Origin of the sequence: Dactylosporangium sp. NBC_01737, assembly GCF_035963215.1 — a bacterium.
GTDB lineage: Bacteria > Actinomycetota > Actinomycetes > Mycobacteriales > Micromonosporaceae > Dactylosporangium.
In genome coordinates this window covers 694,282-709,493 of record NZ_CP109153.1, presented here as the reverse complement: position 1 = coordinate 709,493, position 15,212 = coordinate 694,282, and the positions used below count along the sequence as shown (strand labels likewise).

The 15,212-nt window shown below is 72.5% G+C and carries 15 protein-coding genes; 10 read left to right on the top strand and 5 right to left on the bottom strand.

Going from position 1 to position 15,212, the window contains the following annotated elements; all coding sequences use genetic code 11:
• Positions 1–170 precede the first annotated feature (170 nt).
• From OHA72_RS03235 to cysN, 6 genes are all read left to right on the top strand, one after another.
• Positions 171–797, top strand: coding sequence for a 50S ribosomal protein L25/general stress protein Ctc (locus OHA72_RS03235; RefSeq protein WP_327006368.1), 627 nt, complete (start codon positions 171–173; stop codon positions 795–797).
• Between the two features lie 138 nt (positions 798–935).
• Complete coding sequence (pth, locus tag OHA72_RS03230; protein ID WP_442788502.1) at positions 936–1,523, top strand: aminoacyl-tRNA hydrolase; 588 nt, start codon at positions 936–938, stop codon at positions 1,521–1,523.
• A 134-nt stretch (positions 1,524–1,657) separates the two neighbouring features.
• On the top strand, positions 1,658–3,868 hold the full coding sequence (locus OHA72_RS03225; RefSeq protein ID WP_327006367.1) for a sugar transferase: 2,211 nt from the start codon (positions 1,658–1,660) through the stop codon (positions 3,866–3,868).
• Complete coding sequence (locus OHA72_RS03220) at positions 3,868–4,707, top strand: inositol monophosphatase family protein (protein ID WP_327006366.1); 840 nt, start codon at positions 3,868–3,870, stop codon at positions 4,705–4,707. Before OHA72_RS03225 ends, OHA72_RS03220 begins: the two co-directional genes overlap by 1 nt.
• Before the next feature lie 19 nt (positions 4,708–4,726).
• Entirely contained in the window at positions 4,727–5,635 is a 909-nt protein-coding gene (gene cysD, locus OHA72_RS03215; RefSeq protein ID WP_327006365.1) for a sulfate adenylyltransferase subunit CysD, read from the top strand.
• 1 nt (position 5,636) lies between these two features.
• Positions 5,637–6,926 carry a sulfate adenylyltransferase subunit CysN gene (cysN, locus tag OHA72_RS03210; RefSeq protein ID WP_327006364.1) on the top strand — a complete coding sequence of 430 codons (1,290 nt, stop codon included), beginning with the start codon at positions 5,637–5,639 and terminating at the stop codon, positions 6,924–6,926.
• A gap of 10 nt (positions 6,927–6,936) precedes the next feature.
• Here cysN and OHA72_RS03205 read toward each other — a convergent pair whose 3' ends face one another.
• Positions 6,937–7,686: a hemolysin family protein gene (locus tag OHA72_RS03205; RefSeq protein WP_442788501.1), complete on the bottom strand. Its 750-nt coding sequence runs from the start codon at positions 7,684–7,686 to the stop codon at positions 6,937–6,939.
• A gap of 121 nt (positions 7,687–7,807) precedes the next feature.
• Here OHA72_RS03205 and galE point away from each other — a divergent pair, with 121 nt between their 5' ends.
• Entirely contained in the window at positions 7,808–8,779 is a 972-nt protein-coding gene (galE, locus tag OHA72_RS03200; protein ID WP_327006363.1) for a UDP-glucose 4-epimerase GalE, read from the top strand.
• A 6-nt stretch (positions 8,780–8,785) separates the two neighbouring features.
• On the opposite strand, the gene OHA72_RS03195 is transcribed toward galE, so the two are convergent.
• Genes OHA72_RS03195 through OHA72_RS03180 form a run of 4 tightly spaced genes read right to left on the bottom strand, consistent with a single transcriptional unit; the run spans position 8,786 to position 12,397 of the window.
• Positions 8,786–9,970 carry a sialidase family protein gene (locus OHA72_RS03195; protein WP_327006362.1) on the bottom strand — a complete coding sequence of 395 codons (1,185 nt, stop codon included), beginning with the start codon at positions 9,968–9,970 and terminating at the stop codon, positions 8,786–8,788.
• Positions 9,963–10,481, bottom strand: coding sequence for an RNA polymerase sigma factor (locus OHA72_RS03190; RefSeq protein ID WP_327006361.1), 519 nt, complete (start codon positions 10,479–10,481; stop codon positions 9,963–9,965). The genes OHA72_RS03195 and OHA72_RS03190 overlap by 8 nt, the downstream gene beginning before the upstream one ends.
• 55 nt (positions 10,482–10,536) lie before the next feature.
• Entirely contained in the window at positions 10,537–11,823 is a 1,287-nt protein-coding gene (locus tag OHA72_RS03185) for a sialidase family protein (RefSeq protein WP_327006360.1), read from the bottom strand.
• On the bottom strand, positions 11,813–12,397 hold the full coding sequence (locus OHA72_RS03180) for an RNA polymerase sigma factor (protein ID WP_327006359.1): 585 nt from the start codon (positions 12,395–12,397) through the stop codon (positions 11,813–11,815). Before OHA72_RS03180 ends, OHA72_RS03185 begins: the two co-directional genes overlap by 11 nt.
• 75 nt (positions 12,398–12,472) lie before the next feature.
• Here OHA72_RS03180 and trpS point away from each other — a divergent pair, with 75 nt between their 5' ends.
• Genes trpS through OHA72_RS03165 form a run of 3 tightly spaced genes read left to right on the top strand, consistent with a single transcriptional unit; the run spans position 12,473 to position 15,210 of the window.
• Positions 12,473–13,513: a tryptophan--tRNA ligase gene (gene trpS, locus OHA72_RS03175; RefSeq protein ID WP_327006358.1), complete on the top strand. Its 1,041-nt coding sequence runs from the start codon at positions 12,473–12,475 to the stop codon at positions 13,511–13,513.
• A gap of 10 nt (positions 13,514–13,523) precedes the next feature.
• A complete protein-coding gene (locus OHA72_RS03170) occupies positions 13,524–14,069 on the top strand; it encodes a 2'-5' RNA ligase family protein (protein ID WP_327006357.1) in 546 nt (181 codons plus the stop codon).
• Between the two features lie 4 nt (positions 14,070–14,073).
• Positions 14,074–15,210 carry a YihY/virulence factor BrkB family protein gene (locus tag OHA72_RS03165; RefSeq protein ID WP_327006356.1) on the top strand — a complete coding sequence of 379 codons (1,137 nt, stop codon included), beginning with the start codon at positions 14,074–14,076 and terminating at the stop codon, positions 15,208–15,210.
• Positions 15,211–15,212: the final 2 nt, after the last annotated feature.

Genomic DNA, 15,212 nt, shown 5'->3' with positions numbered 1-15,212 from the left:
GCGGAAGCGGTCTTCGCCGGTTCAGCATGACGGCCATGCGGGCTCCGTGATCGACGCGGTGCTCCGGGCCTGTGCCCCGTGCGCCTCCTCGCCCGAGCGCCGCACCACGACAACTGTTACCGGTCGCGCCGGCCGGTGCCCGCCGCACAACCGCATCAGGAGTTTTTGCCGTGTCCGAGGTAAAGATCAGCGCTGAGCCCCGCACCGAGTTCGGCAAGGGTGGTGCCCGCCGCACGCGCCGGGCCGGCAAGGTGCCCGCCGTGCTGTACGGCCACGGCGAAGCGCCCCGCCACATCGCCCTCCCTGCCCGCGAGTTCGCCGCCGCCATCCGGCACGGCGGCAAGAACCAGATCTTCAACATCGAGATCACCGGCGGCGGCACCGCGCTCGCCCTGCCGAAGGCGATCCAGCGCGACCCGATCAAGGACACCTACGAGCACGTCGACCTGCTCGTCGTGCGCCGTGGCGAGAAGGTCACGGTCGAGATCCCGGTCCACCTGACCGGTGAGGCCGCCCGCGACACCCTCGTCATGGTCGAGAACACCACGCTTGCGATCCTGGCCGACGCGGTGAAGCTGCCCGAGTTCGTCGAGGTCTCCATCGCCGGTCTCGAGGCCGGCAGCCACGTGACCGCCGGCGACGTCCAGCTGCCCGCCGGGTCCGAGCTGGCCGCCGACCCCGGCCTCGTCATCGCCGTCGTCACCGGCGCCCCGACCGCCGAGGCGCTCGAGGGCGAGACCGGCGAGGCCGCCGAGGCCGTCGAGGCCGAGGCGACCCCGGAGCCGGCCGACGCCTGAGTCGTTCGATGAGAGGTCGCGGGCGCCTGACGGGCACCCGCGACCTCTTCGCATGACCCGGCCGATGCCGGAGTCGTCCGACCCGGGGTCGCAGGCGCCTGACGGGCACCCGCGGCCTTGTCGCATGAGGGGACCCTGATGACGGACACCGCGCCCTGGCTGATCGTCGGGCTGGGCAACCCCGGGCCCGAATACGCGCGCCACCGCCACAACGTCGGCTTCATGGTCGCCGACCTGCTCGCCCAGCGGGCCGGGCTGCGCCTGTCCCGGCACCGGCGGGTCGCCGCCGACGTGGCCGAGGGACGCCTGCGCATCGGCGGGCCACGCATCGTGCTGGTCAAGCCGCTGACGTTCATGAACCTTTCCGGCGGCCCGGTCGCCGGGCTGGCCCAGTTCTACAAGGTGCCGGTCGCCCAGGTGATCGCCGTGCACGACGAGCTCGACGTGCCCTACGAGCAGCTGCGGCTCAAGCAGGGCGGCGGCGAGGGCGGCCACAACGGCCTGCGGTCCATGTCGACGTCGCTGGGCAGCAAGGACTACGTGCGGGTCCGCTTCGGCATCGGCCGCCCGCCCGGCCGGCAGAACCCGGCGGACTTCGTGCTGTCGGACTTCACCACCGTGGAGCGCAAGGAGCTCGACTTCTTCATCGACCGCGCGGCGGACGCCGTGGAGATGGTAATCGAGCAGGGGCTGGAGCCGGCGCAGAACCGGTATCACGCGTCATAAGGTCCTGGTTGTCCATCGTCCGTCCGGTCTGAACCTTGCATGCCGGTCCGTGTGTCGCCGTGACGCATGTCCGAGTTGCACGTTGTACTCCAAGTCGCACCTTTTGCAAAGAAGGCGGACTTGAGGAGGCGTGCGTGGCGGTCGACAGCGGGCGAACGCGGGACGGCTTCCACCGCCCGGCCCATCTGCGCCCCGAGGACCGCCCCGGCGGCCTGCGCCGCGAGGAACGCGCCGCCGGCCCGCGCCGTGACGAGCGCACCGCCGGCCCGCGCCGCGAGGAACGCGCCGCCCGTCCGCAGCGTGACGAGCGTCTGGCCGGTCCGCGCCGCGAGGAGCACGCCGCCGTTTCGCGGCGTGAGGAGCGCGCCGCCGGCACCCGCCGGGACGAGCGGGCCGCCGGCCTCCGCTGGGAGGAGCGGCCGGGTGGTCTCCGCCGCGACGAGCGCTCCGGCGGCCTGCGGCGTCCCGAGCGGCAGAGCAACGCCCTGCAGGCCGGCCACAGGCCCACCGCCACCGACCAGGCCGCCCCCGCCACAGGAACCCCGCCCATCGCGTCCGTGCCGCGGACCGCGCCCACCGCGTCCGTGCCGCGGACCGCGCCCGCCGGGTCCGTGACCAGGATCCAGCCCGCGGAGCCGGTGGCCCAGGTCAAGGCCGCGGAGCCGATCCAGCGGGCCGACACGGTCGAGCGGCAGGTGGTCCGGCGGCGGCCCAGCCCGATGGGCACCATCGCCCGCGGCCCGGAAGGGCTGCCCTCGGCGGCCGCACGGACCGCCGCCCCCGTCTCGCCGGCGCCCGGGCCGCCCGTCCCGCCCGCACACGTGTCAGCCCAGCTCCAGGCCGAGGTCGAGGACGCCGTCGGGCGGGTGGCGACGTTCGTACCGGCCGCGAAGCCCGCCGGACCGGCCATGGACCCCGGCAGGGAACCCGCCAGGGCGCCCCGGCACCGGGCCCGCTGGGCATGGGAGGGCCGCTACCTGCGGACCCTGCTGCTGATCGACGCCCTGATCGGCGTGCTCGCCGGGCTCGTCGCGTTCGAGGTCCGGTTCGGCTCGGTCCTGACCAACTACAACAGCCGGTACGCGCTGCTGTCCGCGCTCCTGCCGGTCGCGTTCACCGCGACGCTCGCCGCGAACCGCGCCTACGAGAAGCGGTACCTGTTCGTCGGCACCGACGAGTACCAGCGGGTGCTGCGGGCCGGCCTGGCGCTGACCGCCGCGACCATCGTCGGCGCCTACGCGGCGGAGATCTCCATCGCCCGCGGCTGGTTCGTGGTGGCGCTGCCGCTGGTCACGTCCGGGTGCCTGGTGTCGCGGTTCGTGCTGCGGCAGCTGCTGCACCGGGCCCGCAAGACGCGCGGCGCCTGCATGCGGCGGGTCGTGGTCGTCGGCCACGAGCTGGCGGTCGAGACGATGACCAGGCAGCTGTGCCGGGAGCGGTACCACGGCCTGAAGGTCGTCGGCGCCTGCCTCGCGGAGGAGGGCACCGTGCCGGACGTGCCGGTGCTGGGCACGTTCGACGAGATCGCCGGGGCGGTCCGCCAGGCCAGGGCCGACACGGTGCTGGTGCTGTCGTGCCCGGAGCTGGACGGGCACGCGCTGCGCCGGCTGGCGTGGCGCCTCGAACGCGACGACATCGACCTGATCGTGGCGAGCACCCTGATCGACGTCGCCGGTAGCCGGACCACGATCCGGCCCGTCGACGGCCTGCCGATGCTGCACGTCGAGCATCCCACGCTCACCGGCGCGAGGCGGGTGCTGAAGGCGGTCGTGGACAGGGTCGGTGCCGTCATGTTGCTGATCGCGTTGAGTCCACTTCTGGCTGGTCTGGCGCTCGCGGTTCGCGCGGAGTCACGAGGGCCGGTACTGTTTCGTCAAGTACGTGTGGGCAAAGACGGTCGTGAGTTCGTGATCGTCAAGTTCCGCACAATGCACCTGGACGCCGAAGCCCGCCTTGCCGAGCTGCGGCACCTCAACGAAGTCGACGGCGCACTGTTCAAACTGCGCAACGACCCACGGGTCACCCGCGTCGGGCGGCTTCTGCGCAAGTTTTCGCTCGACGAGCTGCCCCAGCTGCTCAATGTGCTCGGGGGCAGCATGTCACTGGTCGGGCCGCGCCCGCCGCTGCCGGAGGAGGTCGCCGTGTATCCGGACGACGCCCGGCGCAGGCTGGCGGTGCGGCCCGGGATGACCGGCCTCTGGCAGGTGTCCGGCCGGTCGGACCTATCGTGGGACGAAGCGGTCCGCCTCGACCTGCAGTATGTGGAGAACTGGTCGCTGTCGCTCGACCTGGTGATCATGCTGCGGACGTTGAGCGCGGTGACCCGAGGGGCTGGAGCGTACTGATGACCGATCTGCCACCCGCCACCGACGGCGGGTTCGCCCGCTGGCTGGCTCAGCGCGCGGGCGACCTGCTGTTGAAGCTGCGCGAGGAGATGGGGTATTCCGACCCGGCCGCCCTGCGCAAGGCCGGTGACCGGCTGTCGCACGAGCTGCTGGTCGCGCAGCTGGAGCGCTGGCGCCCGGCCGACGCCGTGCTGTCCGAGGAGGGCGCCGACAGCGCCACCCGGCTCAGCGCCGACCGCGTCTGGATCGTCGACCCGCTCGACGGCACCCGCGAGTTCGGCGAGGAGGGCCGCGCCGACTGGGCGGTCCACGTCGCCCTGTGGGGGCGCACGTCCGCGCGGATCACCGAGTATGCCGGCGACGGCACCCCGCAGCCGGAGCGCGCCGTCGGCTGGGGCCGGCTCCTCGCCGGTGCGGTGGCCCTGCCTGCGCAGCACTGCGTCCTGGGCACCGACGCGCCGCCGCCGTTCCCCCCGATGCCCGGGGTGCAGGGTGAGCCGATCCGGCTCGCCGCCAGCCGCACCCGCCCGCCGGCGCTGCTCGCGGCGCTCGCCGAGCGGCTGCCGATCGAGCTCGTGCCCATGGGCTCCGCCGGTGCCAAGATCGCCGCGGTGATCGACGGTGCCGTCGACGCCTACGTCCACGCCGGCGGCCAGTACGAGTGGGACTCCGCCGCCCCGGTCGCTGTGGCGGTCGCCACGGGTCTGCATGCTTCCCGGATCGACGGGACTACGTTGGAATACAACCAGCCCGACCCACGGCTGCCTGACCTGGTGGTGTGTCGGAAGGCACTGGCGCCTCAGTTGCTGGCCGCGATCAGCGCGTCTGTCGCTTCCTAGGGAAAGGTTTCCGCCAACCATGAGTCGCGCGCCCTACCGCGTCTCGCATCTGGACGCTCTCGAGGCCGAGAGCCTGTTCATCATGCGTGAGGTGGTCGCCGAGTTCGAGCGACCGGTCCTGCTGTTCTCCGGCGGCAAGGACTCGATCGTCATGCTCCGTCTCGCCGAGAAGGCGTTCGCACCAGGACGGATTCCGTTCCCCGTCATGCACGTCGACACGGGACACAACTTCCCGGAGGTCCTCGCCTACCGTGACCGCCGGGTCACCGATCTCAACGTGCAGCTCATCGTGGCCAGCGTCGAGGAGGCGATCGACAGCGGCCTGGTCCGCGAGTCCGGCGACGGCATGCGCAACCGCATCCAGACCCCGGTCCTGCTCGACGCGGTCGAGAAATACCGCTTCGACGCGTTGTTCGGCGGCGCCCGCCGCGACGAGGAGAAGGCCCGCGCCAAGGAGCGGGTCTTCAGTTTCCGCGACGGCTTCGGGCAGTGGGACCCGCGCAACCAGCGGCCCGAGCTGTGGGGGCTCTACAACGCCCGCATCGCGCCCGGCGAGTCGATCCGGGTGTTCCCGCTGTCCAACTGGACCGAGCTGGACGTCTGGCACTACATCGCCCGCGAGGGCATCGGCCTGCCCGACATCTACTACGCGCACGACCGTGAGGTCGTCGACCGTGGTGGGATGCTCTACGCGGTCAACGAGTTCCTGCCACTGAAGGCGGGTGAGACGCCGTTCGTGGAGCGGGTGCGCTACCGCACCGTCGGCGACGCCTCCTGCACCGCCGCGGTCCGCAGCGACGCGGACACGATCGACAAGGTCATCGACGAGGTCGCCGCCACCCGGATCACGGAGCGCGGCGCGACCCGGGGCGACGACAAGGTCAGCGAGGCGGCCATGGAAGACCGTAAGCGTGAGGGGTACTTCTAAGATGACCGCCGTTGTTGAGACTCCCGCCCAGCGGCAGATGGACCTGCTGCGGTTCGCGACCGCCGGCTCCGTCGACGACGGCAAGTCGACCCTGATCGGCCGGCTGCTGTATGACTCGAAGGCCATCTTCGAGGACCAGCTGGAGGCGGTCGAGGCGACCTCGCGCTCCCGCGGCGACGAGTACACCAACCTCGCGCTGCTCACCGACGGCCTGCGGGCCGAGCGGGAGCAGGGCATCACGATCGACGTGGCCTACCGGTACTTCGCCACCCCACGGCGGAAGTTCATCATCGCCGACACGCCGGGGCACATCCAGTACACGCGCAACATGGTGACCGGCGCGTCCACCGCCGACCTGGCGCTGATCCTGGTCGACGCCCGCAAGGGCCTGGTCGAGCAGTCCCGGCGGCACGCCTTCCTGTGCTCGCTGCTGCGCGTGCCGCACCTGGTGCTGTGCGTCAACAAGATGGACCTGGTCGACTACTCGCAGGAGGTGTTCGAGCGGATCGCCGACGAGTTCACCTCGTTCGCCGCGAAGCTCGAGGCGCCCGACCTGACGGTCATCCCGATCTCGGCCCTGCACGGTGACAACCTGGTCACCCGCTCGGAGAAGATGCCGTGGTATGAGGGGCCGTCGCTGCTGCACCACCTGGAGCACGTGCACATCGCCTCGGACCGCAACCTGGTCGACGTGCGCTTCCCGGTGCAGTACGTGATCCGCCCGCAGTCCACGACGGTCGCGGACTACCGCGGCTACGCGGGCCAGGTCGCCTCCGGTGTCCTGAAGCCCGGCGACGAGGTCATGGTCCTGCCGTCGGGCTTCACCACGAAGATCACGCACATCGAGACCGCCGACGGGCCGCTGCAGGAGGCCTACCCGCCGATGTCGGTGACGATCCGGCTCGCCGACGAGATCGACATCGCCCGCGGTGACCTGATCTGCCGGCCGAACAACGCGCCCGCGGTCGCCCAGGACATCGAGGCGATGATCTGCTGGATGGACGAGACCCGCCCGCTGACCGTCGGCGCCAAGTATTCGATCAAGCACACGACCCGCTCGGCCCGTGCCGTGGTCCGTGGCCTGCAATACCGGCTCGACGTCAACACGCTGCACCGCGACGAGTCGGCGACGTCCCTCGCGCTCAACGAGATCGGCCGGGTCAAGCTCCGCACCACGGTGCCGCTGCTCGCGGACGAGTACCGCCGCAACCGCACCACCGGCGGATTCATCATCATCGACGAGTCCAGCAACCGCACCGTCGGCGCCGGCATGATCATCGAGGCCGGCTGACCATCGTCTGCTACGGCTGGCGCGGGCGGATCACTGACACCCGCGCCACCCGGCGGCCCTCGACCGTGGCGACGTGCAGGTGCCAGCCGTCGTGCCGGACCTCGTCGCCCATGCGGGGCAGACGGCCCAGGCGGGCCATGACGAAGCCGGCCACGGTCTCGTACGGGCCGGTGGGCAGTGCCAGGCCGGTCCGCTCGGCGAGGTCGGCGAGGTTGAGGCGGCCGTCGACCTCCGCGGATTCGTCGGCGGCCTCCGGGGGTGCGTCGTACTCGTCGTGGATCTCGCCGACGAGTTCCTCGATCAGGTCCTCCAGGGTCACGATGCCGGCCGTGCCGCCGTACTCGTCCATGACGACCGCCAGGTGGTGGCCCTCCCGGCGCATCTCGGACAGCGCGGCCAGGACCCGCTTGCTCGCCGGCAGCCGCTTCACCTCGCGGGTCAGCTCCCGCAGCCGCAGGCACGGGTCGACCGCGGGCAGCAGCGTCAGGTCGCGCACGTGGACGAAGCCGAGCACGTCGTCCTGGTCGCCGTCGATCACGGGAAACCGGGAGTGGCGCGTGTTGCGCACCTCCGTCACCGCCTCCGCGACCGTCAGCCCCGCGTCGAGGAACAGCACCTCGGTGCGTGGGACCATCACCTCACGCACGTGGCCGGTGCCGGTGTTCACCGCGATCAGGGTCCGTAACTCGGCCTCGCTGACGTCGGAGGACTCGTTGGTAGCGTGAAGGCGCTGCGCCCAGCGGCTCAGCAGACTCGCCACGGCGTGTCTCATGGTCCCGGGGCCGGGCTCCGGCATGCACGAAATTGTAGGCGGCGGGAACCACGTCATTCACCACGGACGTGTAAATTTGTTGGTTCCTGATGACTTTTGGAGGAACGCCGTGAAACTGCTCGTCACCGGGGGCGCCGGCTACATCGGCAGCGTCGTCACCGCCCTGCTGCTCGACGCCGGTCACGACGTGACAGTGCTCGACGACCTCTCCACCGGCCATGAGTCGTCGGTGCCGCAGGGCGCCGTCTTCGTCCGCGGCCGGGTGCACGACGCGATCGGCGACGTGCTGACCCGCGACGCCGCGTTCGACGGCGTGCTGCACTTCGCCGCGTTCATCGCCGCCGGCGAGAGCGTGCAGAAGCCGGAGAAGTACTGGGAGAACAACACCGTCGGCACGCTGCTGCTGCTCGACGCGATGCGTGCCGCCGGCACCCGCCGCCTGGTGTTCTCCTCCACCGCCAACGTCTACGGCGACCCCGACGTGGTCCCGATCCCGGAGACCGCGGCGGTGCGGCCGCCCAACCCGTATGCGACCTCGAAGCTCGCCGCCGACCACGCCCTCACCGGCGAGGCCGTCGGCCACGGCATCTCCGCCGTCAGCCTGCGCTACTTCAACGTCGCCGGGGCGCTGCGCCGCCCCGACGGGTCGATGATCGGGGAACGGCACGACCCGGAGACCCACCTGATCCCGATCGCCCTGCAGGTCGCCCTCGGCCGCCGCGAGAAGCTCCAGCTCTTCGGCGACGACTACGACACCCCCGACGGCACCAACGTCCGCGACTACATCCACGTCGGCGACCTGGGCGCCGCCCACCTGCTGGCCCTCGGCACGATGGACGGCCCCGGCCACCGCGTCTACAACCTCGGCAACGGCACCGGCTTCTCCAACCGCCAGGTCGTCGAGGTGGTGCGCGAGGTCACCGGCCACCCGGTCCCGGTCGAGATGGCGCCCCGCCGCCCGGGTGACCCGGCGCAGCTCGTGGCCGCCTCCGACAAGGCGAAGTCGGAGCTGTCCTGGACCCCGCGGCACGCGGAGCTGGCCACGATGGTCCAGGACGCCTGGGACTTCATCCGCAGCTGAGCGGGGCTACTGGGCGTCGAGCTTCTGCCAGGTGGCGCCGTCGACGGAGTACGCGGTGTAGATCGTGGACATGCCGTAGGCGACCCAGCCGACCTGTGTCCTCGCCAGGCGTTCGGTCGGGTGCAGGCCGGAGACGCGCTGCCAGGTGGCGCCGCGGTCGGTGGAGACCAGCCAGTGGCCGGCGCCGTCGACGAACAGCAGCCGGCCGTCCAGGAGCGGGACCAGGTCGCCGCCGATGGTGGTGCCCGTGACCGGCCGGGGGTCGGTGAACTGGGCGCCGCCGTCGGTGGAGGCCGCGACCCCCGTCAGCCCGGGCGGGCCGGTCCGCGGGTCGGTCACCGCCACGTACACGTCCGTGCCGAGGAACGCCACCTGGGCGGTGCCGGTGCCGGCGAACGTCGTCAGTTTCCAGGTGGCGCCGTCGTCGCGGGACACCGCCACCGCCGGGCGGCCGTCCACCGCGCCGCCGACCCACCACGACCCGCTGCCGGCGCGGACCGGGGACACCCAGTGCACCGTCAGCGGCGGCTGGGCGGCCGGAGTGACCAGGCTCGTCCCGTCGTGCAGCAGCGCCGCGACCTGACCGCCGAGCAGGATCAGCCGGGCGTCGCCGGGCAGGGCGCCCGCGGCGAGGGCGGGCGGGCCGGTGGCGGTGTCCCAGGCGACGCCGTCGGTGCTGCTGGAGCGGGTGCCGTCGGCGCCGACCAGGGTGATCCGGGAGCCGGTGACGACCAGCGACGACACCGCGCCGAGCGGGGGCGTGCCGAACACGCCAGGGGCGCGGGCCGTGCTCCACGTCCGGCCGCCGTCGGTGGAGGCGCTGACCCAGGCGGTACACGAGGCGGCGGCGCACTCACGGGTCAGCAGGAAGCCCCGGTCGGCGTCGATGAACTCCGCGTCGTCGATCTTGCCCGGCAGGTCGCGGGGCAGGGCGGGCAGGCCGTTGACGGTGATGCCGCCGCCCGTCCAGACGCCGCCGGGCGACGGGGACGCCGCCACCTGCGGCGCGGGGGCGTCGCGGGGCGCGAGGAAGGCCACGGACGCGGCGAGCAGCGTCAGCGCGGCCGCCCCGGCCTGGACGGCGCGGCGCCGCCTGCGCAGGAAACGGGCGCGGGCGGTGATCGCCGACATGGGCGGCTGGTCGAAGTCGAGTCGCTGGGCGCGGAGCAGGGTCTCCAGCTCGTCAGGCATGGCGCACCTCCGAAGGTGCCGGGGAGGAAGCCGGCGGGGAGTAGCCGGGCAGCCGCTGGGCGAGGGCGGCGCGCCCCCGGGACAGCCGCGACTTGACGGTGCCGCCGGGCACCCCGAGCGCGGCGGAGATCTCCTCGACGCTGAGGTCGGCGTAGTAGTGCAGCACGATGACCTCCCGGTACGTGCGGGGTATGGCGTCCAGTGCCTCGGTCAGGTCGGTGCGCTCCGGCGACGGGCCCGCCTCGACGTGCCGCTGCACGGCGCGCTCGCGGAGCAGGATCAGGTCCAGCAGCTTCCGGCGGCGCCAGCGGCGGCGGACGACGTTGACGGCCACGGTGCGCAGCCACGCCTCAGGGTTGTCGATGCCGATGAAGCCGCCGGGGCGGGCGGCGGCGCGGGCGAACGCCTCCTGGACCACGTCCTGCGCCTCGGTGAGGTCGGTCGTGAACGCGTAGAGCTGTGTCACCAGCCTCCGGTAGCAGGCGTGGTAGACCCCCTCGAGCTCGCTCACACCGCTCACGATCCCCGACCGGCCGCCCCGGTTCCAATCTTCTGCGAAACAGCGTTCAGTTGGGCAGGACGGTCGCCGGGAGGGTCGCGGCGTGCCAGTCGCGGCCGTCGATGGCCAGCCAGGGCGGGTCGGCGAGCGAGACGAAGCCGTTGTCGACGGGTTCGACACCGCCGGTCGGGCCGGCGACCACGCCGAAGTGCTCCCCGTCGAGGCTTTCCAGGTAGACGGTCTCGGAGTCGCCCCTGACCCACAGCAGCACCGACCGGTCCGGGCGCACCAGCGCGTCGAACGCGCGGCCGTTGAGGGCTCCGTCGTTGCTCAGCGGTCCCGGCAGCTCGATCTTCGTGGTCACCTCCTGCCAGCTGTCGCCGCCGTCACGGGTACGGAAGTGCCGGATGCCCTTGCTGTACCGGACGAAGGCGTGCGCCGTGACGCCGTCCAGGGTGACGACCGTGGGCGCGTCGATCCCCGGTGGCACGTTGAGCGACCTGGCCAGCCAGTGCCGGCCCTGATCGGTGCTCACCGAGACGGCGGGCGAGCCGGTGTGCAGGTCGGCGCCGGTGACCCACCAGCCGGCCTGGACCGGCAGCCCGCCGACGACGCTGCGCCGGGCCATCGGCGGCTGGTCGACGAGCAGGCTGAGCGTGCCGTCGCTCTGCCGGATGCCGAAGAGGTCCCCGTACTGCGCGAGTTGCACCGCCCGGTCGGTGGGGCCGAGCGCCTCGCGGGTCTCCGGGCCGAGGACCGGGGTGACGGCCGGGACGGCGGCGGGGTCGTCGAGGCGGAACTTCAGGTTGGTGCGGGAGCCGCCGCTGACCTCGCCGCTGAGCATGAACGTCTGTGGGGACAGCCGCGCCAGCTCGACGTGGTCGAGCTTGTCCAGCGAGCTCTGCCGCAGCGCGTCCTTCACGAACGTGCTGGTCTGCCCGGGCGACTCGGGCCGCAGCGCGACCACCTGGAGGCTGCACCGGCGGGCCTGGGGCACCTCGACGCAGACGTCGACCGCGGCGAGCACGCCGTCGGGCAGTTCGCCGGCGACGGCCCGGATCGACCGGGTCCGGTCGAAGGTGCCGCTCGGCAGCGCCGACGCCGACGGCAGCGGGCTCCAGGGCTCGCCGAGGTCGGGGTTGGGGCCGAGGGCGGAGGGGGACGGCCGGCCGAACACCCCGGCGAGCGCGACGGGCGCGAACACGGCGAGCGTGCCGACGAGCGCGCCGACGACGGCCATCCGGTCGCGCATGCGCACCCGGCCGGCCCGGCGGTACAGCAGGCTGAAGTCCGGCATCCACGTCGCCGACTCGACCTGCGCCCGTAGGGTGCGGAAGTCCAGGTCAGGGCGCATCGCGCACCTCCTGGACGTCTCGTTGGGGCAGGACCGGGGGGCGGCGGAGCCCTCCTGCGTCGGCCCGGGGGTCGGCGTCGGTGTCGCTGAGCAGCGCGGCGAGCATGGCGCGGCCCCGCGACAGGCGTGCCTTCACCGTGCCGACGGGCACGCCCAGGGTGTCGGCGACCTCGTGGACCGACATGTCCGCCAGGTGGTGCAGCACGATCGTCTCCCGGGTGGCCTGCGACAGCTGCTGCAGGGCGGCGACCAGCGCGACCCGGTTGGGGTCGACACCGGGGACGCTTTCCACCGGCCGGGCGACACGCCCGCTGCGCACCAGTGTGTCGAACAGGCGCCGCCGCCGCCAGCGGGTCCGGGCCAGATTCATCGCCACGGTGCGTAACCACGCCTCGGGATCGGCGACGTCGAGGAACTGCCGGGGGCGGGCCAGGGCACGCGCGTAGGCCTCCTGGACCAGGTCCTGGGCCTCTGCGTGGTCGCCGGTGAGCGCATAGAGGGCGGCGACCAGTCGCCGGTAGTGCGCCTCGTACGCGTCACGGACGGCTTCGCGTGCCTCGAGCTCTTCGCCCACCCCGTCACCCCCTCACCGTTGAAGACTCCTGCGGCATGCTCCCGGTTGCGCCACCGCTGTGGTGGTGCTGACAGAATGACCCGCATGTCGCCGTCCGTCAGCACCGCCCGTCCTCGGGTGCTCTCCGGGATCCAGCCCACCGCCGACTCGTTCCATCTGGGCAACTATCTCGGCGCGCTGCGCAACTGGGTGGCGATGCAGGACACGCACGACACGTTCTACTGCGTGGTCGACCTGCACGCGATCACCGCCGGCCACGACCCGGCGCTGCTGCGCAGGCGCACCCGGGTGAGCGCGGCGCAGCTGCTCGCGGTCGGGCTCGACCCCGAGCGGTGCACGCTGTTCGTGCAGAGCCAAGTGGCGGAGCACGCGCAGCTCGGCTGGGTGATGGGCTGCATCACCGGGTTCGGCGAGGCCAGCCGGATGACCCAGTTCAAGGACAAGTCGAGCAAGCAGGGCGCGGACCGCTCCAGCATCGGGCTGTTCACCTACCCGATCCTGCAGGCGGCCGACATCCTGCTGTACCAGGCCGACGCCGTGCCCGTCGGGGAGGACCAGCGCCAGCACCTGGAGCTGACCCGCGACCTCGCCCAGCGGTTCAACACGACGTTCGGTGCCACGTTCACGGTGCCGGCGCCGTACATCATCAAGGACACGGCGAAGATCACCGACCTGCAGGAGCCGACCGCGAAGATGTCGAAGTCGGCGTCGACCGCGTCCGGCCTCGTCGAGCTGCTCGAGGACCCGGCGAAGGCCGCCAAGAAGATCAAGTCGGCGGTCACCGACACCGGCCGCGAGATCATCTTCGACCAGTCCGCCAAGCCGGGCATCTCCAACCTCCTCACGATCTACTCGGCGCTGACCGGGCGGAGCATCGAGGACCTCGTCGCGGCGTACGACGGCAAGGGCTACGGCGACCTCAAGAAGGACCTCGCCGAGGTCGTGGTGGAGTTCCTGCGCCCGATCCAGCAGCGCACCAACACCTACCTGGAGGACCCGGCGCAGCTGGACAAGCTGCTCGCGATCGGCGCCGAGAAGGCGCGCGCGGTCGCCGGTGCCACCCTGAGCACGGTCTACGACCGGATCGGGTTCCTCGCACCGGGTGCTGCGCACTGACGTGGCTCGCGTGCGGACCACCATCGGCGTCGCGATCGACCTCCCCGACCCGTGGGGCAGCGAGCTCACCGCCGCCCGCCTGGCCGCGGGCGACCCGGCCGCCGCGCACGTGCCGGCGCACGTCACCCTGCTCGGCCCGACCGACGTCGACGCGGCCGACCTGCCCGCGATCGACCGGCACCTCGCCGAGGTCGCGCGGCGGCACGGCCCGTTCACGGTGCGGCTGCGCGGGACCGGCACCTTCCGCCCGCTGACCCAGGTCGTGTTCGTGGCGGTCGCGGCCGGCATCAGCGAGTGCGAGCAGCTGCACCAGGCCGTCCTCGGCGCCGCCGCGATCGAGGCGACGGTGCCGTTCCCGTACCACCCGCACGTGACGGTCGCGCACAACGTGGCCCCGGAGCGGCTCGACGCGGCCTTCGCCGACCTGGCCGGCTACGAGGCGGCGTTCCCCGTCGACGGGTTCGCGCTGTTCGAGCACGACGAGAGCGGTCGATGGCAGCCGTACGCGCAGTACCGGCTGTCGCCGCGCCACTCCGCCGCCGATCAGCGACGATAAGAGAGTGAGCCTGCTGGACCGGCTGGAAGCCGGCTTCGATCGGGTGGTGGCCGCGGGCCGCCGCCGCTCCCGCGTGTTCGATCACGTCTGGCGGGCGCAGGAGCGCTACTTCGACCTCGACGCGGCCCGCCTCGCCGCCGCCACCGCCTACTACGGCTTCTTCGCCGTGTTCGCGATGGTGGTCGTGGCGTTCTTCATCCTCGGCCGGGTCCTCGGCGGCAACGAGGCGGTCGTCGAGCGGGTGCAGAGCTACCTGGCGGTCAACCTGCCGCAGCTGCACTCCGACCAGATCTTCGCCGGCAGCCAGCAGATCGGGCTCATCGCCCTGCTCGGCCTGGTCATCGCCGGGGTCGGCTGGGTGGAGAACCTGCGCTCCTCGCAGCGCGCGCTGTGGCACCTGCAGGAGCACCCGGGCAACCCGGTGGTGCGCTGGCTCGTGGACCTCGCCGTGCTGGTGGCGCTGGGGCTGCTGCTCATCGTGTCGATCGGCATCTTCGCCGGCGTCCAGGAGCTGCTGTACTGGCTGGCCGGCGACCTCGAGCAGGACCCGGTCCGGGTGGCGCTGCGGGGCACCTCGACGCTGCTGTCCGGGATCGTGGACCTGGTCCTGGGCATGGCGCTGCTGGCCGGCGTGCCGCGGCTGCGGATGTCGCTGCGGCGGCTGCTGCCCTCCGCGCTGCTCTTCGCGGTCGGGCTCGGCGTGCTCAAGTCGCTGGGCAAGCTCTACATCACCCGCACCGAGGACAACCCGGCCTACCAGCTGGTCGCGGGCACGATCGGGTTGCTGCTGTACATGTACCTGCTGCACCAGCTGCTGCTGTTCGCCGCGGCGCTGGCGGCCACCGACACGCACGGCCGGGCCAAGGACCTCGCCGGCGGCGAGCCGCGCAGCGACGTGAAGGCGGCGGTCCGCGCGGCCGAGCTGGTCGAGGAGGCCGCGGAGACCACCCAGCGGGTGGCGGAGAATGTGCGCGCGGAGCACCCGAAGACGGCCGCCGCGGGGCAGCCCGCCACCGGGACACCGGCGGGCGCGGCCGACCCGGAGGCGGTCACGGTGGCGGCCGACATGGCGGCCAACATCGGCCGGCGTCCCGCCCCGTCCGGCGGTTCGGCGACACCGGAGCCGCGCGACCCGTCATGATG

Coding starts and splice junctions, on each gene's coding strand:
- OHA72_RS03185 (WP_327006360.1), bottom strand. CDS start 11,823: ATGCGCCCTGACCTGGACTTCCGCACCCTACGGGCGCAGGTCGAGTCG.
- cysN (WP_327006364.1), top strand. CDS start 5,637: ATGACCGCCGTTGTTGAGACTCCCGCCCAGCGGCAGATGGACCTGCTG.
- pth (WP_442788502.1), top strand. CDS start 936: ATGACGGACACCGCGCCCTGGCTGATCGTCGGGCTGGGCAACCCCGGG.
- cysD (WP_327006365.1), top strand. CDS start 4,727: ATGAGTCGCGCGCCCTACCGCGTCTCGCATCTGGACGCTCTCGAGGCC.
- OHA72_RS03195 (WP_327006362.1), bottom strand. CDS start 9,970: ATGCCTGACGAGCTGGAGACCCTGCTCCGCGCCCAGCGACTCGACTTC.
- trpS (WP_327006358.1), top strand. CDS start 12,473: ATGACCCGCATGTCGCCGTCCGTCAGCACCGCCCGTCCTCGGGTGCTC.
- OHA72_RS03220 (WP_327006366.1), top strand. CDS start 3,868: ATGACCGATCTGCCACCCGCCACCGACGGCGGGTTCGCCCGCTGGCTG.